The organism is Shewanella xiamenensis (assembly GCF_024971755.1).
GTDB classification, from domain to species: Bacteria; Pseudomonadota; Gammaproteobacteria; order Enterobacterales; family Shewanellaceae; genus Shewanella; species Shewanella xiamenensis.
Window position 1 is genome coordinate 1154641 of record NZ_CP079718.1, and the last position, 17088, is coordinate 1171728.

Annotated in this window: 35 protein-coding genes; 14 read left to right on the plus strand and 21 right to left on the minus strand. The window is 46.6% G+C overall.

All coding sequences use genetic code 11. The features are described from left to right. The 20 genes from KXJ80_RS06120 to KXJ80_RS06215 are packed head-to-tail and all read right to left on the minus strand — an operon-like array spanning position 1 to position 8272. The gene (locus KXJ80_RS06120; protein ID WP_259474582.1) at positions 1-261 is read right to left on the minus strand and encodes a hypothetical protein; all 261 of its coding nucleotides are present in this window, start codon (positions 259-261) and stop codon (positions 1-3) included. Then, complete coding sequence (locus tag KXJ80_RS06125; RefSeq protein ID WP_259474583.1) at positions 261-440, minus strand: hypothetical protein; 180 nt, start codon at positions 438-440, stop codon at positions 261-263. The genes KXJ80_RS06120 and KXJ80_RS06125 overlap by 1 nt, the downstream gene beginning before the upstream one ends. Beyond that, a complete protein-coding gene (locus tag KXJ80_RS06130; protein ID WP_259474584.1) occupies positions 424-702 on the minus strand; it encodes a hypothetical protein in 279 nt (92 codons plus the stop codon). Before KXJ80_RS06130 ends, KXJ80_RS06125 begins: the two co-directional genes overlap by 17 nt. After that, complete coding sequence (locus KXJ80_RS06135) at positions 699-1160, minus strand: hypothetical protein (RefSeq protein WP_259474585.1); 462 nt, start codon at positions 1158-1160, stop codon at positions 699-701. Before KXJ80_RS06135 ends, KXJ80_RS06130 begins: the two co-directional genes overlap by 4 nt. Then, entirely contained in the window at positions 1157-1837 is a 681-nt protein-coding gene (locus KXJ80_RS06140; RefSeq protein WP_259474586.1) for a hypothetical protein, read from the minus strand. The genes KXJ80_RS06135 and KXJ80_RS06140 overlap by 4 nt, the downstream gene beginning before the upstream one ends. After that, positions 1837-1962 (minus strand): hypothetical protein, encoded by a 126-nt coding sequence (locus tag KXJ80_RS06145; protein WP_259474587.1) that lies wholly within the window; start codon positions 1960-1962, stop codon positions 1837-1839. Before KXJ80_RS06145 ends, KXJ80_RS06140 begins: the two co-directional genes overlap by 1 nt. 50 nt (positions 1963-2012) lie before the next feature. After that, positions 2013-2267 (minus strand): hypothetical protein, encoded by a 255-nt coding sequence (locus KXJ80_RS06150; protein ID WP_259474588.1) that lies wholly within the window; start codon positions 2265-2267, stop codon positions 2013-2015. Then, positions 2264-2953 (minus strand): MT-A70 family methyltransferase, encoded by a 690-nt coding sequence (locus KXJ80_RS06155; RefSeq protein ID WP_259474589.1) that lies wholly within the window; start codon positions 2951-2953, stop codon positions 2264-2266. The genes KXJ80_RS06150 and KXJ80_RS06155 overlap by 4 nt, the downstream gene beginning before the upstream one ends. Beyond that, positions 2950-3297 carry a hypothetical protein gene (locus KXJ80_RS06160; protein WP_259474590.1) on the minus strand — a complete coding sequence of 116 codons (348 nt, stop codon included), beginning with the start codon at positions 3295-3297 and terminating at the stop codon, positions 2950-2952. The genes KXJ80_RS06155 and KXJ80_RS06160 overlap by 4 nt, the downstream gene beginning before the upstream one ends. After that, positions 3294-3623: a hypothetical protein gene (locus KXJ80_RS06165; protein WP_259474591.1), complete on the minus strand. Its 330-nt coding sequence runs from the start codon at positions 3621-3623 to the stop codon at positions 3294-3296. The genes KXJ80_RS06160 and KXJ80_RS06165 overlap by 4 nt, the downstream gene beginning before the upstream one ends. Next, positions 3620-4333, minus strand: a complete 714-nt coding sequence (locus KXJ80_RS06170) for a hypothetical protein (RefSeq protein ID WP_259474592.1) — start codon at positions 4331-4333, stop codon at positions 3620-3622. The genes KXJ80_RS06165 and KXJ80_RS06170 overlap by 4 nt, the downstream gene beginning before the upstream one ends. Continuing rightward, positions 4330-4719: a hypothetical protein gene (locus KXJ80_RS06175; protein WP_259474593.1), complete on the minus strand. Its 390-nt coding sequence runs from the start codon at positions 4717-4719 to the stop codon at positions 4330-4332. The genes KXJ80_RS06170 and KXJ80_RS06175 overlap by 4 nt, the downstream gene beginning before the upstream one ends. After that, positions 4716-5303: an ead/Ea22-like family protein gene (locus KXJ80_RS06180; RefSeq protein ID WP_259474594.1), complete on the minus strand. Its 588-nt coding sequence runs from the start codon at positions 5301-5303 to the stop codon at positions 4716-4718. Before KXJ80_RS06180 ends, KXJ80_RS06175 begins: the two co-directional genes overlap by 4 nt. A 9-nt stretch (positions 5304-5312) precedes the next feature. After that, positions 5313-5477 carry a DUF1317 domain-containing protein gene (locus KXJ80_RS06185; RefSeq protein WP_259474595.1) on the minus strand — a complete coding sequence of 55 codons (165 nt, stop codon included), beginning with the start codon at positions 5475-5477 and terminating at the stop codon, positions 5313-5315. Then, positions 5471-6097, minus strand: coding sequence for a hypothetical protein (locus tag KXJ80_RS06190; protein WP_259474596.1), 627 nt, complete (start codon positions 6095-6097; stop codon positions 5471-5473). Before KXJ80_RS06190 ends, KXJ80_RS06185 begins: the two co-directional genes overlap by 7 nt. Positions 6098-6128: 31 nt before the next feature. After that, positions 6129-6674 carry a Mu-Gp12 family protein gene (locus KXJ80_RS06195; RefSeq protein WP_259474597.1) on the minus strand — a complete coding sequence of 182 codons (546 nt, stop codon included), beginning with the start codon at positions 6672-6674 and terminating at the stop codon, positions 6129-6131. 34 nt (positions 6675-6708) lie between these two features. After that, on the minus strand, positions 6709-7446 hold the full coding sequence (locus KXJ80_RS06200) for a beta clamp domain-containing protein (protein WP_259474598.1): 738 nt from the start codon (positions 7444-7446) through the stop codon (positions 6709-6711). Positions 7447-7487: 41 nt separating this feature from the next. Continuing rightward, positions 7488-7751 (minus strand): pyocin activator PrtN family protein, encoded by a 264-nt coding sequence (locus KXJ80_RS06205; protein ID WP_259474599.1) that lies wholly within the window; start codon positions 7749-7751, stop codon positions 7488-7490. After that, on the minus strand, positions 7748-7933 hold the full coding sequence (locus KXJ80_RS06210; RefSeq protein WP_259474600.1) for a hypothetical protein: 186 nt from the start codon (positions 7931-7933) through the stop codon (positions 7748-7750). Before KXJ80_RS06210 ends, KXJ80_RS06205 begins: the two co-directional genes overlap by 4 nt. Before the next feature lie 9 nt (positions 7934-7942). Beyond that, complete coding sequence (locus KXJ80_RS06215) at positions 7943-8272, minus strand: hypothetical protein (protein WP_259474601.1); 330 nt, start codon at positions 8270-8272, stop codon at positions 7943-7945. Positions 8273-8423: 151 nt separating this feature from the next. Between KXJ80_RS06215 and KXJ80_RS06220 the strand changes: the two genes are divergently transcribed. Both KXJ80_RS06220 and KXJ80_RS06225 read left to right on the plus strand, forming a co-directional pair. Beyond that, the gene (locus KXJ80_RS06220; RefSeq protein ID WP_259474602.1) at positions 8424-8843 is read left to right on the plus strand and encodes a hypothetical protein; all 420 of its coding nucleotides are present in this window, start codon (positions 8424-8426) and stop codon (positions 8841-8843) included. 14 nt (positions 8844-8857) lie between these two features. Beyond that, positions 8858-9178, plus strand: a complete 321-nt coding sequence (locus KXJ80_RS06225) for a zinc-ribbon domain-containing protein (RefSeq protein WP_259474603.1) — start codon at positions 8858-8860, stop codon at positions 9176-9178. A gap of 5 nt (positions 9179-9183) precedes the next feature. Here the strand turns inward: KXJ80_RS06225 and KXJ80_RS06230 are convergent, their stop codons facing one another. Beyond that, complete coding sequence (locus KXJ80_RS06230) at positions 9184-9894, minus strand: XRE family transcriptional regulator (RefSeq protein ID WP_259474604.1); 711 nt, start codon at positions 9892-9894, stop codon at positions 9184-9186. 105 nt (positions 9895-9999) lie between these two features. Here KXJ80_RS06230 and KXJ80_RS06235 point away from each other — a divergent pair, with 105 nt between their 5' ends. From KXJ80_RS06235 to orn, 12 genes are read left to right on the plus strand one after another with little or no spacing between them, the layout of a single operon-like run. Next, positions 10000-10194 (plus strand): Cro/CI family transcriptional regulator, encoded by a 195-nt coding sequence (locus tag KXJ80_RS06235; protein WP_259474605.1) that lies wholly within the window; start codon positions 10000-10002, stop codon positions 10192-10194. Positions 10195-10233: 39 nt separating this feature from the next. Continuing rightward, positions 10234-10872 (plus strand): toxin YdaT family protein, encoded by a 639-nt coding sequence (locus tag KXJ80_RS06240; RefSeq protein WP_259474606.1) that lies wholly within the window; start codon positions 10234-10236, stop codon positions 10870-10872. Then, the gene (locus KXJ80_RS06245; protein WP_259474607.1) at positions 10862-11071 is read left to right on the plus strand and encodes a hypothetical protein; all 210 of its coding nucleotides are present in this window, start codon (positions 10862-10864) and stop codon (positions 11069-11071) included. Before KXJ80_RS06240 ends, KXJ80_RS06245 begins: the two co-directional genes overlap by 11 nt. Next, entirely contained in the window at positions 11068-11469 is a 402-nt protein-coding gene (locus tag KXJ80_RS06250) for a hypothetical protein (protein WP_259474608.1), read from the plus strand. The genes KXJ80_RS06245 and KXJ80_RS06250 overlap by 4 nt, the downstream gene beginning before the upstream one ends. Positions 11470-11524: 55 nt before the next feature. After that, the gene (locus tag KXJ80_RS06255; RefSeq protein WP_259474609.1) at positions 11525-12421 is read left to right on the plus strand and encodes a replication protein; all 897 of its coding nucleotides are present in this window, start codon (positions 11525-11527) and stop codon (positions 12419-12421) included. A 2-nt stretch (positions 12422-12423) separates the two neighbouring features. Beyond that, positions 12424-13158: an ATP-binding protein gene (locus KXJ80_RS06260; protein WP_259474610.1), complete on the plus strand. Its 735-nt coding sequence runs from the start codon at positions 12424-12426 to the stop codon at positions 13156-13158. 2 nt (positions 13159-13160) lie between these two features. Next, a complete protein-coding gene (locus tag KXJ80_RS06265) occupies positions 13161-13553 on the plus strand; it encodes a hypothetical protein (RefSeq protein ID WP_259474611.1) in 393 nt (130 codons plus the stop codon). A 4-nt stretch (positions 13554-13557) separates the two neighbouring features. Then, a complete protein-coding gene (locus KXJ80_RS06270) occupies positions 13558-14298 on the plus strand; it encodes a DNA-methyltransferase (RefSeq protein WP_259474612.1) in 741 nt (246 codons plus the stop codon). Positions 14299-14330: 32 nt separating this feature from the next. Continuing rightward, entirely contained in the window at positions 14331-15599 is a 1269-nt protein-coding gene (locus KXJ80_RS06275; protein ID WP_259474613.1) for a tyrosine-type recombinase/integrase, read from the plus strand. Positions 15600-15654: 55 nt separating this feature from the next. After that, complete coding sequence (locus KXJ80_RS06280) at positions 15655-15873, plus strand: helix-turn-helix transcriptional regulator (protein ID WP_259474614.1); 219 nt, start codon at positions 15655-15657, stop codon at positions 15871-15873. Between the two features lie 55 nt (positions 15874-15928). Then, the gene (locus KXJ80_RS06285; protein ID WP_259474812.1) at positions 15929-16246 is read left to right on the plus strand and encodes a hypothetical protein; all 318 of its coding nucleotides are present in this window, start codon (positions 15929-15931) and stop codon (positions 16244-16246) included. A gap of 8 nt (positions 16247-16254) precedes the next feature. Then, positions 16255-16860: an oligoribonuclease gene (orn, locus tag KXJ80_RS06290; protein WP_259474615.1), complete on the plus strand. Its 606-nt coding sequence runs from the start codon at positions 16255-16257 to the stop codon at positions 16858-16860. Positions 16861-17088: the final 228 nt, after the last annotated feature.

The following is a 17088-nucleotide window of genomic DNA, read 5'->3' on the forward strand; positions in this document are numbered from 1 at the left end:
TTAGTTTGTCGCGATGGGTTTAAATAGCTGGTTTGCTTTGATGTATAGCGCGGCTTCTTTCTTTTCTAGCTTATCTAGATAGCCATCGTTGCGCGTTTCTCGGTTCGGCTTACGCTTTGATAGTTTTATCGCTACTTTGCGCGGGCGACTAATGCCGAGTTTGCGAACTCTGCTTCTTACTGTCCAAATAGATAACCCAGTTTCAGCAGCCACTTCTTCAATAGTTAAACCTGATAGATAAAGTTGCTCGATTTTATCCATCACAGCCCCCTTGATTTAACACTTTCAATCACCGCTTGTTCTCTGCCTTGCGTTGTCGATAAATCGTATTTAGGGCGCTGGCTGAGGATTGCCACTTGATTCTTAAGTTCTGCAACTTTGGCTTTAAGCTGCTGGTTTTCTTCGGTAAGCAAATTCATGCGATCATTTAGAGTCATCATGCACCTCATTGCCTTGTGGGATTGATGGCAATCGTGAATAAAGTTGGTAATAACCTTTATTTCCAACCCACTCAATAACGATGAAAAATAGCATTAATGGACTAAACAAAACTCTTATCCAAAATTGCCAATGCTTATATCCATTGTTAAATGTTTTTTGTATTCCGCGCTTTGTGTAAAAGTTAACTACTACGACAACAGTCAGAGTAATTAGTAGCGATACAACAAAGCAGGTAAGCACTGCGGTTAGGGTGGTTTTCATGCTGAACCATCCTTAGCGACTTGCCTTGTTATCCATTCTTCTGCAAGGTCCTCTATAAATGGCATTTCGAAACCTTCAGCCGATTCTTTTGCAAAATCTCGGATAGCTTTGGCGCGGATATCGGAAAGGCATTGCTTTGGTGATTCTGCTACAGCTTTAAGTAATGGATTAAGATCGCCATGACTACGGTTGAAGTGATAAACGCCGTGTTTAAGAGCCTCAACCTGTGCCGCCAACTGGTCACGCTCTGCGGTGACGGTCTTAAGCGTTTCTGCTGTTTTAACTGCAATTTCAAGATCAACTTGCATCGCGTTGCACTGGTCTTTCAATTGCTGAATTTCGGCACTCAGCTTTTGCTTAAGGTGATCGTGCTCAATGGCAGGAACGTAAACCACAAGGCCTTCAACATTGATTTTGGTTGAGCCGTTGCCGTCTAATAACACTCTGCGTCTGGTCATGCTGCACCTCTCTCACTTTCCCAGTCTTGCTTTTGCAGTTCACCAATAAAATTGAGAACTTTCCGTCTATGTTTGCGATCTACTGACACAGAGTTATCAAGCCTGTCTTTTAATTCGTTAATGCGTTTTTGTTGCTGCGTTTCAATTCGATACATTTCACGCAATTTCTGATTAAATTGCTCAATATCTCCTAGACGAGATAACAGCTTAACAAGCAAGAACATTTCTCTATCTCGGTCTGATTCGAATGCGTCGTTTTCGAGAGCATCATTGCGATTGCTCATCCTTGCTTCGCTACAAAATCCCTTCACGCATTTGGTGCCTCCGCGCTTGGTTACGTATACTAAGCCCCACTTTTCAGGCACTTCTTCAGGCTTAATCAAACCCTCTGGGCAAAGGTAAAACCGCCACTTACCCATACCCAATGTTTCACCGTTGCGGTGTGGTTTATTTCGATCAGCAAGAAAGTCACTACGCGACACCTTTACTTCAACGATGATTGCGCCGTCGTTATAACCTGCCGCCCTAAAGCCAATTGCATCAGGTATCTCGCCACTCCAACCACCTTGTATTTCAGACACAGCGACATGACAACAAGGCCCACCATTACTATTCGTTTTTTTCAGCCAGCGCACAGCGATATCGCATAGATTCTTATGAGTCATTTCGAAAGTCATTACTTACCATCCTTCTTTAATTCTTCTGCAATTTTTTTCATAAACTGTTGGCAGCTGCATGCTTGTTTGCGTGGCAGGGCGTACCACTTGTTAAGCGCTTCGCGGATTGCGGTTGATTGCTTCATGTTGCCTCCTTATGTTGTTAAGTCTGAGGGTTTACGGTGCATCTTTTTTTCTAGGGCTTTCTTTTTCCTGCACCGCCATACCAAACTAGCCAGCCAAATGGCCCAAGTTCCCAAGGCTTGTTCCAGATTTCTACCAAGCTTGGGTAATCACCCACCCACAATTCAACGCCTTTTCTTTTTGCTGTATAACAAACGAACTTAGCCTTATGTTCATATTCATAGTGGCCTTCAAACTCCCATTCTCCGGCTTTCATTTGGCGGATAATTGCCATCGCATTTTTAAACTGCTGAATAAGTGTTTTCATGCTGCATTCTCCCGCGCTATTTGATCTTCGATATCGAGCTGTTGCGATGGCGCCAACTCAATGGTTGTTTGTTCTGGCTTTAATGGGATATCTATCGAGCCTTTAACTTCATTCCCAAACACATCCCAGCCTTTGGTTCTGGTTCTGGCGAACATTTCAAGTCGCGGGACGTCACCCATGAGCTCGACGCATTTATCGCGAAACTCATCTGGCTTTTGGCTATGGCGAATGTTTTGATAGGTGCCCACGTAGCAGAGGTGGGCGAGCACTTCATCAAGGCTTTGTGGATCGTAGTTGCCCACGGCGCGAACGCTGCGGCAAGCTGGGGTAGGTTTGCCTTTGATGGCGATAATGGCCGACTCGCTACCTGCGCGGGTCCAAAAGCCCATGCCAAAAAATGGGTTGTTGTTGACCGTTAGCTTGTTCCAGACAAAGCCATTCATGTTTTTAAGGGTGAAGCCCCAGCTTTTAACCAGATCAATGGCATCCTGCGGCATTGCGCCCACATACCACATCACCAGTACACAGTTGTCGTCGGCAATGCTGCCCACATCGAGGCGTTTTAAGTCCTCGGTGCTAGTGACTGTGTACTTGGCTTGGGCGCTGGATTTCATCGAGCCGCCCGTGTTTTGATTGCTAAATGCCCATGGCGGATCCGCGTATATCAGCTGATATTTCTTGCTCATGCTGCATGCTCCTTTGAATCAGTTAACTGATAACTGGCTAATTGTTTTTCAAGCTCTGCTATCCGCGCGTTGGCTGCGGCTAACTTGGCAAGATGCTTTTCCCAGTCGAGTTCTTTGATGGCTTCGATAATTGCCGCTACTTCTTCGAGGCGTTCTTGGCCGCGCACAAAGTTAGAGAGCTGAACATTGTGCCTAATCGCTGCTCGCCATGGGGCGCTCTCTAGATATGTAACGGTGTAATGCAGCATCAATGCGTTGATTAGGTTTTCTGAGTTGATTTTGGTCAGTGACAGCATTAGCTCGATGCGCTTTGGCGCTTCAAAGCCAGGTATTAAAAGATTCATGCTGCACCTCTGTTCCACTCGTGCTCATGGCTTGCGTCCCAATAGCAAAACTCGATAAAGTTTTTAAAGCCGTCGCCGTACTCTAAATAGCGTTGATAACGCGCCTGCGATTTTGTCTGCTTGCGAATGCGGCCAATACCGCCGTATTCAACTTCCCAAGTGGGGTGGCAATGACGAACAACGCCCGGCTTATCGTCGTCAAAATTAACGCCAAGGTGATGGCCGCAATCTTTTACGATGATGCCAGCACGGCCATTCACTTTTACTAATCGACCAATTTCGGCAGGTACACCGTAATGCTGTTTGATGTAGTCAAATTGGCTCATGCTTCACCGCCTGTGGTGCTGATCACCTTGAAATCAATCACCCAAACCCAAGGATTTGATTGCCAAGATTGGTAGCCGTAGATTGATTCCCACTTAGCCCAAAAAGCATCTTTAGCTGTGTGGTCATGCATTGGTATTCCACGATCGGCTTCTTCAAAGGTGTGCCATTTGCATCCTTCTATAGCGTTGCAGCCTTCTTTAATTGCATCTTGCTCGCTAATATCGTTTAACCGCTCTACACGAATATCTGTTACTTCGAGGATGATGCGAGCTGCCCAACGTGGCATATGGATAGATGGACGCTTTCTCCAAAAATATTCACCAAATTTATGTGATACTTTTTCTATCCGATCAGAAGCAAAATACTTTGCCTGATTTGTTCCACTCCAGAAGGCATCCTCAGCATCAGCACCATCCCACATAGGCATGCAGTAACATCCTTTTTGATACCAAGTTTCACGGACATAAAGCTGATCGCCGACTGAGCAAATTGGGCAAGCATCACTCGCCATGCCGCGCCAGAGTGGATCTTTAAAATCCTCTACATGCACCATTGACTGAAATGCAGCACAAGGAAACCAATTACCGCCCTTTGATGTTTCAGTGTCAGGCTTTGGTTGTGGATTCATTGGCCTGCGCGTTTGCGTTTTGCGCCCATCAAGAATGGCGCGCACCATTTCGGTGTTGAAGATAATAGGGCGCTGTTTCATGCTTTCACCTCGTCATATGGAAACTGTTCTCTTACCGTGGCAATTGCTTCTTCCATCGTCGGATGACGTTCACAGTAATCACCTTCGCGGGTATGGCGCTTGTAAGCGATAAACTTCAACATGCGCGGTCCTGAGGGTTCGATTTGAAAGCGGATCATGCGGTCATGTGCGATCACAACTGCTTTTGTCAGGTTGCTATAGTCGAACGTTGACATGTAGTGAGAGGCTTTGCTGTTGATCACTAAGCCATGCTCGCCACAGGCTTGGATTTTGCCAAACATGTGATTACCGCCATTGTGAATGTCACAAAGAAAATCAAAGCACTCACGTTGATCTGCATTGAGCCAAGGGTATTGCTTGGCGTAGAAGTCGTGTCTTGGATTCATGCTTTCACCTCTGCCGAGGTGAGTGACATGATCCAATGGCGTAATTGAATCATCTGTGGGCAAAACACCATTGATTCGACGTAGGTGTAAAGCTTTGGGTAGTCGTGCTGTTTACGGGCGATAAATGCCCATGCATCGGCTTCGGTAAAACAGGTTTTAATGACTTCTTCCGTTTCTTGAAGGTGGAACTTTTTAAGCGGATCAGGCAGCTGGTCGTAATCTGACTCAACATTAAACTCATCGATAAATGCGTTGATAAACACTTCATCAAATGCATGAGTAACATCGTGACAAACTTCATCAATGTCGTTATCAAACAGCCAATTGCTACACCATTGATGGTCGTTTTCAGCTAACCATTCAGCTAGTGCTTTCTTATCGCATTTATCAGAGCGATACAGCGCGGTGGCATCACCATCGGTATCAACAATCTCCCAGTGATGTTCGTCATAGCCTTCTTCGGTAGGCAAATAGCGCTTGCAGCGAACTTGCCAAATGGGTTCGGCGGTGCAGCGGTTATGCTGCTGGTGCATTTGCTGTGACATTTCAAGCAAGAATGCAGGGATCTCGATTTGTTGGCTCATGTGACGTCCTTATCTTTTAACCAAGAAACGGTGCAGGCCTTTGGCGGCACGGATAGCAACGGCGCGGTTAGTGGTGAACTTGCCACCTGGCAACATCCAACCGTCTTTATCTGCGACGATATGGCCGAGGCCGATTTTGATATCGCTGTGTTGGGGTTTGTGGTGAGTTAGCATGCTGCACCGCCTTCACGTTTGGCTTCGTATTCATCCCAAGCGGCTTTATCACCATTGGCAATAAACCATTGGATATTGCCGTCACCGTTTTGGTCTGTTGCACTGCCGCCGTATTTAGATCCCGGGAAAGTGAATCTGGCAGTCATAGTTATCCAAGCCCATCCGCCAGTAAATTCCGTAAATGTAAGATCAGGGCGTTTTTCTTGGACTGACTTTTTGAATGCTTCGAACGCTAAATTTCTGTTAGCTTTTTCGTTGTCGCGTTTGTCTTTGCAGGATTGAGAGCAGAAGATTGCGCTACCATCTTCTACAGGCTCTAACTTGATGTAGTTGCCTTGCTCATCCTCACCTTCAAGATCACAGTCGATTTTGCAATTGCAATGCATACACCTAAACCACCAACCGTGATCAATGCAAACCAGTGGCGGCACTCCACCTTTAACGCCTGCGTATTCGTCAGCCCATGGCAAGCGGCGGCAAAAATCAACATCTTCCCAATCAATACCTAATTCAGCAGCGCCTTCTCTGCGCGCTGTTGCTGAGTTGGTGGCAAAAACTATGGTGCTGCAACCCTCTTGACGTTCTTGCACTTCGTAGGCTTTGAGCGGTTTAGTGTTCATGACCTATTCCTTCTTTCGTGAATGGCAACTATCAAGCGGCGCTGGCTTGTGCTGGTTGCTTGGATGCCTTTTTGCCTGCGGTATACTCGTTTTTTGCGTATGCGTATTCGCTGCCGAATATTTCAGTGGCATCGATAAGGGTTAGGCTGGTGTCGAGGTAAATCACATCGTTGTGCACGAACATATCCAGCCGACTAAATAGGCAATCCCCATAACTTACGCCCAGCGCTGCTAGCAAAGGTTCGCGTGAAACTGGCTCAGGCTTCATGGCGTTGTAGGTGGCTTTAATTGCTTCTAGCGCTTCACGATCTGCGGCTTTTGGTTTGCCGTATTTTGGTTCTGAAGCAAAGCAGTTAGTCGCTTTTGGCTTAAACCATAAGTGGTTGTTTTCTAGCTGGTTAAAGTTGTGGAAGTTGATACCCGCAAACGACACTTGATCAATTCGGTTGCTAAAAATGGGTTCACCGCCAAAGTGGTTAGCTAGCACTGTGGCTTGCTCAATTAAGGCCGCTTTTGCTGCGTTAAAGTCTTTAAATGCTTGCACTGCGGTTTGGTTGCTGATTTTGAAGTAGCTCATGATCTATTCCTTCTTTCGTGAATGGCGGCAACTATCAAGCGGCGCTTGACTGTTCAGGCTCGGGTGAGGTGGTTTGAGTGGTTGATTCTGGCGCTGGCTCGACTCGCTGATGGCCTGCAAAGTAAACAAACTCTGCTGGATGAGCTCGCTCTGATTCGTCCAAGGTCATCGGCATGATCATTGCGACGATTTCTTTTTTTAAGCCCATGACTGCAATCAGCGAATTATTTTCTGCTAGGTGCAAAACAGCACCGTTAATCTTGCAGTAATTCAATTTTGATAGGCGGCTGAGCAGGTTTACATTCATACCAATCGTTGATGCTGGCTTTAAGTTTTCATCACTTAGCCGTGATTTAAAGAGTTTGCCTACATTTGGGTAACGTGCATCGATTGGGTTAATAAACTCAATGTGAGTAATAAGCTTACGTTCCTGAGTGTCCAACGCTTCAAAGGTGGTGAAGGTATCAAGGATGTCGTAAATCGATGTGAGCATGGCTACGCCATCGTTAATAAAGATGTTTTGAATAGACGGTAAATGCTTTTTGTTGGCGGCTTTTAGCAACTCTTTGCTGATTGGGTAAATGTAGTCGCCATCGGTAAAGCCGTCCTCATCGTGGATGGTGACGAGGCAATGGCCATCAGTGGCAGTTAGGATCACGCCTTTTTCGGGGTGTGGCTTTACGTGAAAGCCGTTTAGATAGTAACGAACATCCTGTTTTGCGGCGAACGCTGCCAGCATTGGCAGGTATTGAATGTTGAATTTGGTTTTCATGGTGTTCTCTTTTGCTTGCTAAGCTGACTAATGTTTAACTGCTACGCTGCGCGGCTTTGGTTGCTAACCTGGTCTTTTGCGGCTGCGTCGCGCTGTTTATCGAGGTAGGCGGCTAGGTCGTTGATGTTGACCAGCCACGGCGCTTTATTGCCTTCACCGCCGCGAAAGGCGGGGACGGGCAAGCGGCCTGCTTTGGCGTAGTTCTGCGCCGTTCGCGGGGCGAGTGCGAAGTATTCCTCGCTGATTTCGTCCAGCGGTACGATGGCTTTGTTGAACTGGGCCATGAGTAAAAAGGCGGTGTTCATACTGGATCCTTTGGTTGAATGTTATTTATCAGGGCTAGGTGGCGGCGTTTTGCGGCGCGCCAGCCTTTAATTACTCTTTCAAGTGCTGCCCGTTCGTGCTGGTAATCGGCTATTAGCTTTTGGGTTTCGGCGATTTGTTTATCGCAGTAATCGGCCAAGGCACTCACATGGGTTGCGCTCATAGCTGTGCCTTATGCGAGTTGATGCACGTTGGTTGGCGCTTGGTCGTTGCGCCATACGGTGACGGTGCCAAACAAGCCTTGCTTGGGTTCGTTAAAGCGCAGGCCAAAGCTGTTGCCGAGCTCGCCAATGCGGCCTATGTATTGGCTGTGAAATGCGGGGCTTGGGTGGTTGTAGGCAAAGTGTTTGGTGAGATCGCTACAACGCGCTTGTACCCGTGGGCAGTCCATTGGGTTTTGGTGGCCTTTGGCGATTGCCATTAAGCATGCAAAGCGGATGGCGACCAGTAGACGGAACTCGGTACGCTGTTTTGCTGATGTTTGAACTCTGGTTAAGATCATTTCCCTGTCCTCGGTAGTGGGTACAGGCAAAATATAACCACAGTTAATTAACCGGTCAATAACCATGGTTAATTATTTTTGGTTATTTTTTGCTTTGGTGAATTTGTTAAGCGTTGGTGATATAAATAAGGCTTTGAACTAAGGAGGGTTTATGGGCTTTTTAGGTCGATTAATTATTTTTCAAATTGCGGCTGTTTTTACGGTGAATAGTCCCTTGGCCGTGGCCGAAATTTTTAAGTGCGAGGTGGGCGGTAAGTTAGTGATGCAAGATACGCCTTGCCCTGATGGTGTTGCCCAATCGACTGTTGATGTGGTGATTCAGAATGACCACAAAAAGGTTGATCCCTTCGCTTATGATGAGAGCCAGTTTAGTGATTGGGAAAATAAGCTGATCAAGGCTGGTAAGGTTGAGGTGGGCATGAGTGTTGAAGCGCTTCAACAAAGTTGGGGAAGCCCTAAAAATATCAATCGCTCAGCTTATGGTCCTGAACAATGGGTTTTTAGGGATGGTATGTACGGCCAGCGCTATGCGTATGTGCGTGATGGAAAAGTAGTTAATTGGCAAGATTAAAATAAGGAGATTTTATGGCTTTAATTAAATGTGGTGAGTGTTCTAATCAGGTTTCAGACAAAGCGGCATCATGTCCAAAGTGTGGAGCCCCAATTTTATCGGCTAATGAAACTATTTCAGCTGGAGTTAACATACAGACGATTCAAGGAACTAGCAAAAAGTTTAAGCTGCAACAGATAGCCGCTATAACATTGTTTATTATTGGTCTTTCTATGAGCATTTCTAGAGTAAGCGATCCAAATTATGAGCCTACTGCATGGCCTGGTATGTTCATGTTAATTGGTTTAGTTTGGTATGTGATAAACAGATTTAGAATTTGGTGGCATCATAAATAAATTATTTATATCAATACCGAATACCAAAATACTTTGCCGATGATCTTGATGTGTTTTAGCTGATCATAGCTGATATGTTCATCTGGCCATTCGTCTATGTTGTAGCTGCGTAGGCGAATGCCGCCACCTGGGAGTTTGTAGAGCATTTTTACTCGCAACATGCCATCGTGATTAATGGCGTACATTTTACCGTCCACAATATCGTTGTGTGATGTATCCACGCCGACGGTTGATCCGTGGGGTAATACGGGTTCCATGCTGTTGCCGTTGACTTTTACGCATACCGCATCGGCAGCGCTGACACCTTGACGCCTCAGGGTGGATTTAGCAAAGCGAAGTTTGGGGCCGTAGTATTCACGAATATCCGTTACACCTGCGCCCGCTGCGAGTTCTACTTCCATGTAAAACGGTATCTCCACTTCGTCGTCACCGAGTGGGCTATTTCTATCCCACGTTTCAAAACCGCCTACCCATTCAGCGTTTGATTCAACTTTTACGGCCTGATTTTGACTAATTTGGTCAGTTCCATATTGCAGTTCTTCAGCCGAACAGCCGAGTGCCTTTGCTAAATCAAGCAACTTAGAAGTGGTCGTGGTTTTACCAGAAACCAGTTTGTGAACCATGACTTGAGAGATGTTTGCGCGCTCAGCTAACTCTTTTTGAGTCATGCCGATGGCTTCCATTCTGTCACGTATGTTTTGGGCAAGTGTTTTCATTAGTTAATTATATTACCTAGGTTATATATAACAACTAACCAAAGTTATTGACGGCGATTAACTGTGGTTATATTCTTGCCTTGTTTTATTAACTTTGGAGTCATTATGAAAAAAGTCGCAGCCATAGCTCACTTTGGGTCTCAGGTTAAGTTAGCGGCCGCTATTGGGGTATCACAAGCGGCGATATCTAAATGGCCTGATGATGTTCCAGAGCTTCGCGCTTATCAAATTGAGCTGCTTACAAAGGGTAAGTTAAAAGCGGGGGTTCCTCAGCTTTCTAACAACTCGTCAGCGGCTTAACCCTTCTGATTAAACATTAGCAGAGAGAGGATTTTTAGCATGAAACCACAATCACGTTTGAATTTATTGATGAAAACCATCCATCGGGTACTTGAGTTGCCGAAGATGAGCCGTTTTGGTCTGGCAATGGATTTTGTTGCTGCGGTTGATCGCCTTGGATTTGGTGAGGTGTTGGCCGCTGAGGGGATTAATTTTGCGCGTACCGATGATGTGCATAACAACGCCAGGGTAAATGCGCAAAAGCTGTTCCGTTGGCTTGGGCAGTATGAAGGCCAACATGCGCAGGTTGAACGGCTGTTTTACGTTGAGCAAGCCCTTATTGCGGCATTGCCTGAACCTCTGCGAGTGCAGTACCTCAACGATGTATTTGGTTGCACTGGGGTGACGGTGATTGCCGATCGTATGACTGACGGCCATGTGTTGCATGTTGCCGATATGGCGGCGCAGCTGACTAAAGAGAACGCTGAGGCGCAAATTGCGGTGATTCATTTATCCACAAATCCCAATCGAGAGGATTTATTGAAGGCTCACCGTGAGCTGAAAGAGTCTGCGGCGACTACTCAAGGCAGCATTACTGCACTCGAGTTGGCTCACCCATTTTTAGCGCGTTCTGGTTGTGCTGATAAGTCAGAAGCGGTGGCGCTGCGCAAGAACGAGAGAGTGGCTGATGTCGGATAAAGCGGATGATGCGGATGCATTAGTTGAGTTGCAACTGCTGGCGGCGATGACCTGCAGACAACGCCCAGTGATGCGGCCGTTTACTGGCTGTTGTTATTGGTGCTGTGAACCTGTTGAGTCGCCACGGATTTTTTGTGATGCCGATTGCCGTGATGATTTTGAGCGCGATGCGGCGTTAAAAGGGAGAGTGAAACGATGAGTTATGACGATGCGGATGAGGTTTTGAAAAAGGTTGCATTAAATCAGTTAAGTGATAAGTGCACTGTTTTTGAGCCTGCTTTTATTCCTCCTGATACTGGTAGTCCTATGGTTGTGCCTAAGAATCGTTATCGCCATTGGCCAGCTTTAAATCAGGCGATTGGCGTTGGCGAGAGTTACGCAGATATCCCCTATACACCTGAGGAAGATGAGGCATTTGAACTGCTTGAACGCAATCAACAATTGTCTGAGTTCGCTCGCATTGAACGCAATCATGAAATTGCATTAATGGCGAATGTGATCCGCAGTACGGTACGCACTCATAGCGCTGAGGGTATTGCAACACGGTTGTTTGAGGCGGGTTATCGGTTTGATAGTTCGGCTGTGTGTTTGAAATAAGAAAGCCCGCTGATGTTTGGCGACGGATGCGGGCTCAATACCGAGAGGCAAAATCATGGTACTTGAAACAAGTAATTGCGTCAATTTTGACGCTGGCAATAGCAATGTGGTGCATTTGCGTCCACTTACAGATCACAGTGCTAAGCGGGGTGATGTGGTGAAGGCAGATCTTGATGATGGTTATTTGAGGCTGTCAAACACGCTGGTTGATGCGTTGTGCTGCACCAAATTGAGCGATCGTGAGAGTCGTGTGGTATTTGCTGTGATGCGCAGAACCTACGGCTACGGTAAGGCTACTGATTGGGTTTGTTTAGAGCAATTGGCAGAGATGACGGGGATTTCTACTAGCAATATTTGCCATGCTATTCGCTCACTCACCCAGCGTAATATTTTGATAAAAGATGGTCGTAAGTTAGGGGTAAATACGGTTGTTTCGGAGTGGAGTGCTAAGTTAACTCAGCCTGAAAACAGCAAAAAAACCGTTGTCGAAACTGACAATCAAATTGTCGGAATTGACAACGCGATTGTCGAAATCGACAGCTCAGATTGTCGAAACCGAGAGATACAAAAGAAAGACAATATTACAAAAGACAATATAAATAATATTTGTCCGAAATCTGCGTTTAATGCCTTTTTCAAAATCTATCCCGCGCATCGCAAAGGCGGTAATGATGCCCATTCGTGGAAGGTCTGGAAAGCTGAAAAGCTGACCGAGGCCGATTGTGAAGCTGCAATCCTCTGGTTAACTCAAGCCGCTGCTGCGGATGCCAGTTGGCAAACTCATGCCAATGGGCAGTACGCGCTGGGTATCACTCGTTTTATCCGCGAACGACATTGGTTAACGCCGTTGCCTAAGCCTGCTTTGCAAAACGCGCATTTGGATATTGCGGTTTATCACGAGTCGGCTGCGCGGTTTGACTCGGTGAGCAGTGATTTTAATACGGAGCTTTGACGATGATGGATATGAGCCAAGAGGTTAACAAGTTGCTGAAACGCCTTGGTTGCCCTGAGCATATCAAGCCGGATTCGCCTGAGGTTTATCGCCAAAAGTTTCGTGAGTTGCAACGCCGTGATGAGTTGGAAAAGTCGATTGAGCATCGCACTCGAGTAAATAACGCGCTGTTTGGTAAGAGTGGTTTGAATGCCCATTTTTTACGTTGTTCGTTTGAAAATTATCAGGTTGAACGGGCAGATCAGCGCAAGGCATTAGAAACGGCCAAGCGTTACGTGGAGAAGTTTGCGGAGCTGTCGGCACTCGGTAAGGGTTTTTTGTTTATCGGTACGCCAGGCACGGGTAAAAACCATTTAGCTGCGGCGATTGCGAATGCGTTGATGGCTAAGCATCACTCTGTGGTGTTGCTGAGTGTGATGGACCTGTTTGCCCGGGTGCGTGAGAGCTATAACGACCGTTCGCTAACTGAGGAACGCTTGATTGCCGAGTTTATGCGGCCTGAGTTGTTGATTATCGATGAGATTGGGCTGCAACGCGGCAGTGTTGACGAAATGCTGTGGTTAACGCGGATTATCGATAAGCGTTTGTACGGGCTTAAATCGACTGGGTTTATCACCAATTTGGATATTGAGTCGCTGCAAAAGATGTTGGGTGAGCGTGCTTATGAGCGGTTGCGCGATGCGGCCACGGTGGCGGTGACGTTCAATTGGCCGAGTTATCGCGGTAAGCGGGGGTGAGCATGGCAGCACTTAAGCAATTACCCGATGATGCGCCCGATTTTTATTCGGCTTTGGTGAGCAATACGGCGGCGCGGCCTGTTGTCCAAGAGGCGGTTAATGATGCGCTGCTTGATGATGTTGCCGAGCAAGTGCGGCTTGAGGTTGAACGGATTAAGGCTGAGGTGTGCTTTGCTGACACGCTGGTTAAGCGGATTTATCCGCTGATGTGGCATTGCCGTGGTGGTGAGAGTGATTTGCGGTTTGTGCAGCGTTGTATGCGGGTGATACCGGATGCGTTAAAGCATGAGGTTTCGATGACGTATGAGTCGTTATTTGGGATTGGTGGTCGAAAGGGCCGCTTGTTTGCTAACCATTATTTGCATGGGTTAGCGAGTCAGTTTAGAGGAGTTTAGCCGTATGTACTTCAAATTATTACATGGAGATTGCCTCGAGCTGATGAAAGAAATCCCTGATAACAGCATTGATTTGATTTATGCAGATGTTCCTTACGGAACCACTCGTTGCGCATGGGATGAAATTATTCCTTTAATGCCAATGTGGGAGCAGCTTAAACGAATTATTAAGCCTAATGGTGTTATTGCAATGCATGCCGCTCAGCCATTTACCTCTGTTTTAACATGCTCCAACCTTGGGATGTTCAAATATGAAATCGTGTGGGAAAAGGGTAACGCCACAGGTTTTTACAATGCCAAAAAGCAGCCACTTCGCGCTCACGAACATATATTAATTTTTTGTGATGGTATTGGTACTTACAATCCACAGATGACACACGGACATAAGCGCAAAGCTGCAGTAAAAAAACCTCATCACAGTGATGTTTACAATCCTAGCAAAGTCGAAACCACATACGACAGCACTAGCCGTTACCCTCGTTCTGTTCAGTTTTTCTCATCTGATAAGCAAAAAAGGAAGGGAGAAAAAATTAACCCAACTCGCAAACCAGTAGCTCTTTGCGAATGGGTTATCAACACATACAGCAATCATGGAGATACCGTCCTTGATTTTTGCTTTGGTAGTTGCTCAAGCGGAATAGCAAGCATGAACACTGGCAGAAATTACATCGGAATCGAACAAGATGATGAATTTTATGCTGATGCGTTTACTAAGTATTGCGATGGTAATGCGGAGGCAGCATGAATTTTGTCATTGGTATTTTGGAGGCTTAGTCAATGGAAAATATTAAAGCAACGACTGGTGTTGAAGTTGGCAAGCTGAAAGATGCGCCTATGCGCCGCTGGCTGCGTGGCGGGGTGACGCGGGATTATCGTGATCCTGAATATCCGCAGTTGCGTTTGCGGGCGACGGCTGATCGTAAAAAGGCCTCGTTATTTTTGGTGGTTAATGAAGGCGGTAAGACGGTTTGGCAAAAGCAAGGTGTGTGGCCAGACATGTGTATTAAGACGTTTTTAGAGCAGTTACCTGTGTTGATGGCTAAGCGTAGTGCGGGGGCTGAGGTGTTGCGCGGTGAGTTTGTGACTGTGGTTGATCTGCTTAAGTGGTTTTTGGCGCATATCGAGGGTAATCGCTCGTTTAGCCCAAGTTGGCGGGCGAATTGTAAATCAGTGGTGAGTAAGCATTTGTTGGGGATGTTTGCTGACTTGCCGCTGGCTGATCTTTCGTTTGTGGCGGTCGATACCCGCTTGGTTAAGCCGATGTTGGCTGAGGGTTATTCGACTAACTACATCAAAAGTGCGGTGAAGATTTTTAAGCGGGCGATTAGTGCTGCGGCTGATTTGCGGTTGGTGGAGGTTAATGCGTTGGCGGGGTATCGGGTGGAAATGAGTTTGAAGATGGGCCCGTGTGTGGGTACGCAGTTGATGGAGTCTGACTTAGGGCCGTTGTTTACTGCGCTGCGTGATGCGATTTGGCCTGTGGCGATGTTGTTTATGTTGATGCTGATGTTTGGTACCCGCATTAACGAGACTCGCTTGGCGCGTTGGGAACATTTTGCTGGTGATTGGTGGTTAATTCCTGCATCGAATGCGAAGAACCGCCAAGAGCATAGGTTGCCATTAACGCCAACGGCTAAGGCGTTGTTGACGCATTACTTGCAGTGGCAGGTTAAGCATGTGGGTAAGCGGGCGTTTTTATTCCCGGGTGATGTTGGGGCTATTAGCATTCGCACGGCTCAGTATTGGAGTGAATCTATTAGGTTTAAATCTTTTACTTCTCATGCGCTTAGAAAGCTTTGTCGCACCATTATTGCCGACATGGGTGTTGATACGATGGTGGGTGAGCGGCTGCTTAATCATGCCTTGCCTGTGCTTTTGCGTACCTATGTTCACTCGACCTTGGATAAGGGCATGTTGAGTGCACTTGATGCTTATCATGCTCATTTAATTTTGCGCGGTTTTAACGAGGTTGCGCCCGAGATAATCCCTAGATCAAACGTAGATCATCAGCATGACAAAACCAAGATGGCTAGCGGGTGGCTGTGATGATCGTTGCATCAACCCCTATGGAGTATGCAATGGCACAAATTGAGGTGATTTTATGAGCAATCGGTCAGCAATAATTCTAAAAACTGGACGCTCGATCCGTGGGTTTAGTCAGCATGAGGTGGCTGAGATTTACGGGGTTGACCGCCGAACATATCAGCGTTGGGAAAGCGGTGAGTGTGTTGTGCCTAGCAATCACTTTCTTGCCATCTTGGATGATGTATTTCAGTTATCGATTGAGCAAATCGCGGGGGTAGCGAATGGAGCCATGTAATCGCCAGTTTAAGGAGTGGGCTAAGCGCAGGGATTTGCGCGAGGATTTTACCAATATGGCCGCGTTGCGTGTTGGCCTAACTACCTGGGGACGCTATTGGGCGTTCCAAGAACTCGGTCGCAACTATGGCAATCGTAGCGCCTGCGATAAGTTGGGCGACCCTGTGTCGCGTGGTGGTGCTGTGGTCCATGAGTTGAATGTGCCTAAGCATGTGGCTCAATACGACCTGTTGATTGATCGCCTATCAATCAACTGCAAGCGCGCTATCCGTGCCCATTATGTATGTAAAGGCCAATGGGCCTTGATGGGCTTTGATAGTAAGAAGTCTTATATCTACTGGCTCAGACGAGCCGAAATGCAATTAGTAAAGTGAGGTGAGTGATGGAACAATTCTTTTTGTTTGGCGATTTAGAGACGGGTGGGCTTAACGGCCGCTTAGATAATGGTCAGTTGGGTATGGAGTATTACCCTATCTTTGAGCTGGCTTTTATCGTGACAGATAGTGAGTTAAACCAAGTGGGTGAAGCGCTGCATATTGTTGTGCATCAAGACGAAGATATGATTGCAAGGTCACATGAGTGGGCGCTAGATGTGCATACCAAGAGTGGGTTGCTAGATGCTGTTCGTGCCTCATCAGTATCGTTAGCCCAGGCTGAGCAGATGGTACTCAAACACCTTAAAGCACTGGGCATACCTAAGCATGACCGCAAAGCTAAGACTGGTGTGGTGTTTGCGGGTAACTCAATCATGTTTGACCGTTCGTTTATCATGTGCCAAATGCCTGAGCTTCATGAGTATATGCATTACAGGCAGCTAGACATATCAGCACTAGGGCTCGCAGCTAGAGCTTGGGCGCCTGATATTGAGCGTAATGCTGTTGATGCTAAGCAATATAAACATGAGGCATTAGCTGATATTCGTGAGTCGATAGAAGAACTTAAATACTATCGAGACGAGTTATTTGGTGTGGAAGCTGTTGCATTGTGAATCGATTCGAATCGTCAAACCTAAAGTGAGAATGTTTATCATCTAGGCTAGATGCGACACGTTATCATCACGGGTCCTTCCGGCCGCCTTCACTGCGGGGGCGGTGACGCGCAGAGGTTCACTACATACGAAAATTTTCTGGGGTTGAGTTGTTGTTTTATGGAGCAGCGGCTTTAACCTCCGAAAGCTCAAACCGCAATATCTAAATAATTAATTGATTTTAAACTA

Coding starts and splice junctions, on each gene's coding strand:
- KXJ80_RS06120 (WP_259474582.1), bottom strand. CDS start 261: ATGGATAAAATCGAGCAACTTTATCTATCAGGTTTAACTATTGAAGAA.
- KXJ80_RS06125 (WP_259474583.1), bottom strand. CDS start 440: ATGATGACTCTAAATGATCGCATGAATTTGCTTACCGAAGAAAACCAG.
- KXJ80_RS06130 (WP_259474584.1), bottom strand. CDS start 702: ATGAAAACCACCCTAACCGCAGTGCTTACCTGCTTTGTTGTATCGCTA.
- KXJ80_RS06135 (WP_259474585.1), bottom strand. CDS start 1,160: ATGACCAGACGCAGAGTGTTATTAGACGGCAACGGCTCAACCAAAATC.
- KXJ80_RS06140 (WP_259474586.1), bottom strand. CDS start 1,837: ATGACTTTCGAAATGACTCATAAGAATCTATGCGATATCGCTGTGCGC.
- KXJ80_RS06145 (WP_259474587.1), bottom strand. CDS start 1,962: ATGAAGCAATCAACCGCAATCCGCGAAGCGCTTAACAAGTGGTACGCC.
- KXJ80_RS06150 (WP_259474588.1), bottom strand. CDS start 2,267: ATGAAAACACTTATTCAGCAGTTTAAAAATGCGATGGCAATTATCCGC.
- KXJ80_RS06155 (WP_259474589.1), bottom strand. CDS start 2,953: ATGAGCAAGAAATATCAGCTGATATACGCGGATCCGCCATGGGCATTT.
- KXJ80_RS06160 (WP_259474590.1), bottom strand. CDS start 3,297: ATGAATCTTTTAATACCTGGCTTTGAAGCGCCAAAGCGCATCGAGCTA.
- KXJ80_RS06165 (WP_259474591.1), bottom strand. CDS start 3,623: ATGAGCCAATTTGACTACATCAAACAGCATTACGGTGTACCTGCCGAA.
- KXJ80_RS06170 (WP_259474592.1), bottom strand. CDS start 4,333: ATGAAACAGCGCCCTATTATCTTCAACACCGAAATGGTGCGCGCCATT.
- KXJ80_RS06175 (WP_259474593.1), bottom strand. CDS start 4,719: ATGAATCCAAGACACGACTTCTACGCCAAGCAATACCCTTGGCTCAAT.
- KXJ80_RS06180 (WP_259474594.1), bottom strand. CDS start 5,303: ATGAGCCAACAAATCGAGATCCCTGCATTCTTGCTTGAAATGTCACAG.
- KXJ80_RS06185 (WP_259474595.1), bottom strand. CDS start 5,477: ATGCTAACTCACCACAAACCCCAACACAGCGATATCAAAATCGGCCTC.
- KXJ80_RS06190 (WP_259474596.1), bottom strand. CDS start 6,097: ATGAACACTAAACCGCTCAAAGCCTACGAAGTGCAAGAACGTCAAGAG.
- KXJ80_RS06195 (WP_259474597.1), bottom strand. CDS start 6,674: ATGAGCTACTTCAAAATCAGCAACCAAACCGCAGTGCAAGCATTTAAA.
- KXJ80_RS06200 (WP_259474598.1), bottom strand. CDS start 7,446: ATGAAAACCAAATTCAACATTCAATACCTGCCAATGCTGGCAGCGTTC.
- KXJ80_RS06205 (WP_259474599.1), bottom strand. CDS start 7,751: ATGAACACCGCCTTTTTACTCATGGCCCAGTTCAACAAAGCCATCGTA.
- KXJ80_RS06210 (WP_259474600.1), bottom strand. CDS start 7,933: ATGAGCGCAACCCATGTGAGTGCCTTGGCCGATTACTGCGATAAACAA.
- KXJ80_RS06215 (WP_259474601.1), bottom strand. CDS start 8,272: ATGATCTTAACCAGAGTTCAAACATCAGCAAAACAGCGTACCGAGTTC.
- KXJ80_RS06220 (WP_259474602.1), top strand. CDS start 8,424: ATGGGCTTTTTAGGTCGATTAATTATTTTTCAAATTGCGGCTGTTTTT.
- KXJ80_RS06225 (WP_259474603.1), top strand. CDS start 8,858: ATGGCTTTAATTAAATGTGGTGAGTGTTCTAATCAGGTTTCAGACAAA.
- KXJ80_RS06230 (WP_259474604.1), bottom strand. CDS start 9,894: ATGAAAACACTTGCCCAAAACATACGTGACAGAATGGAAGCCATCGGC.
- KXJ80_RS06235 (WP_259474605.1), top strand. CDS start 10,000: ATGAAAAAAGTCGCAGCCATAGCTCACTTTGGGTCTCAGGTTAAGTTA.
- KXJ80_RS06240 (WP_259474606.1), top strand. CDS start 10,234: ATGAAACCACAATCACGTTTGAATTTATTGATGAAAACCATCCATCGG.
- KXJ80_RS06245 (WP_259474607.1), top strand. CDS start 10,862: ATGTCGGATAAAGCGGATGATGCGGATGCATTAGTTGAGTTGCAACTG.
- KXJ80_RS06250 (WP_259474608.1), top strand. CDS start 11,068: ATGAGTTATGACGATGCGGATGAGGTTTTGAAAAAGGTTGCATTAAAT.
- KXJ80_RS06255 (WP_259474609.1), top strand. CDS start 11,525: ATGGTACTTGAAACAAGTAATTGCGTCAATTTTGACGCTGGCAATAGC.
- KXJ80_RS06260 (WP_259474610.1), top strand. CDS start 12,424: ATGATGGATATGAGCCAAGAGGTTAACAAGTTGCTGAAACGCCTTGGT.
- KXJ80_RS06265 (WP_259474611.1), top strand. CDS start 13,161: ATGGCAGCACTTAAGCAATTACCCGATGATGCGCCCGATTTTTATTCG.
- KXJ80_RS06270 (WP_259474612.1), top strand. CDS start 13,558: ATGTACTTCAAATTATTACATGGAGATTGCCTCGAGCTGATGAAAGAA.
- KXJ80_RS06275 (WP_259474613.1), top strand. CDS start 14,331: ATGGAAAATATTAAAGCAACGACTGGTGTTGAAGTTGGCAAGCTGAAA.
- KXJ80_RS06280 (WP_259474614.1), top strand. CDS start 15,655: ATGAGCAATCGGTCAGCAATAATTCTAAAAACTGGACGCTCGATCCGT.
- KXJ80_RS06285 (WP_259474812.1), top strand. CDS start 15,929: ATGGCCGCGTTGCGTGTTGGCCTAACTACCTGGGGACGCTATTGGGCG.
- orn (WP_259474615.1), top strand. CDS start 16,255: ATGGAACAATTCTTTTTGTTTGGCGATTTAGAGACGGGTGGGCTTAAC.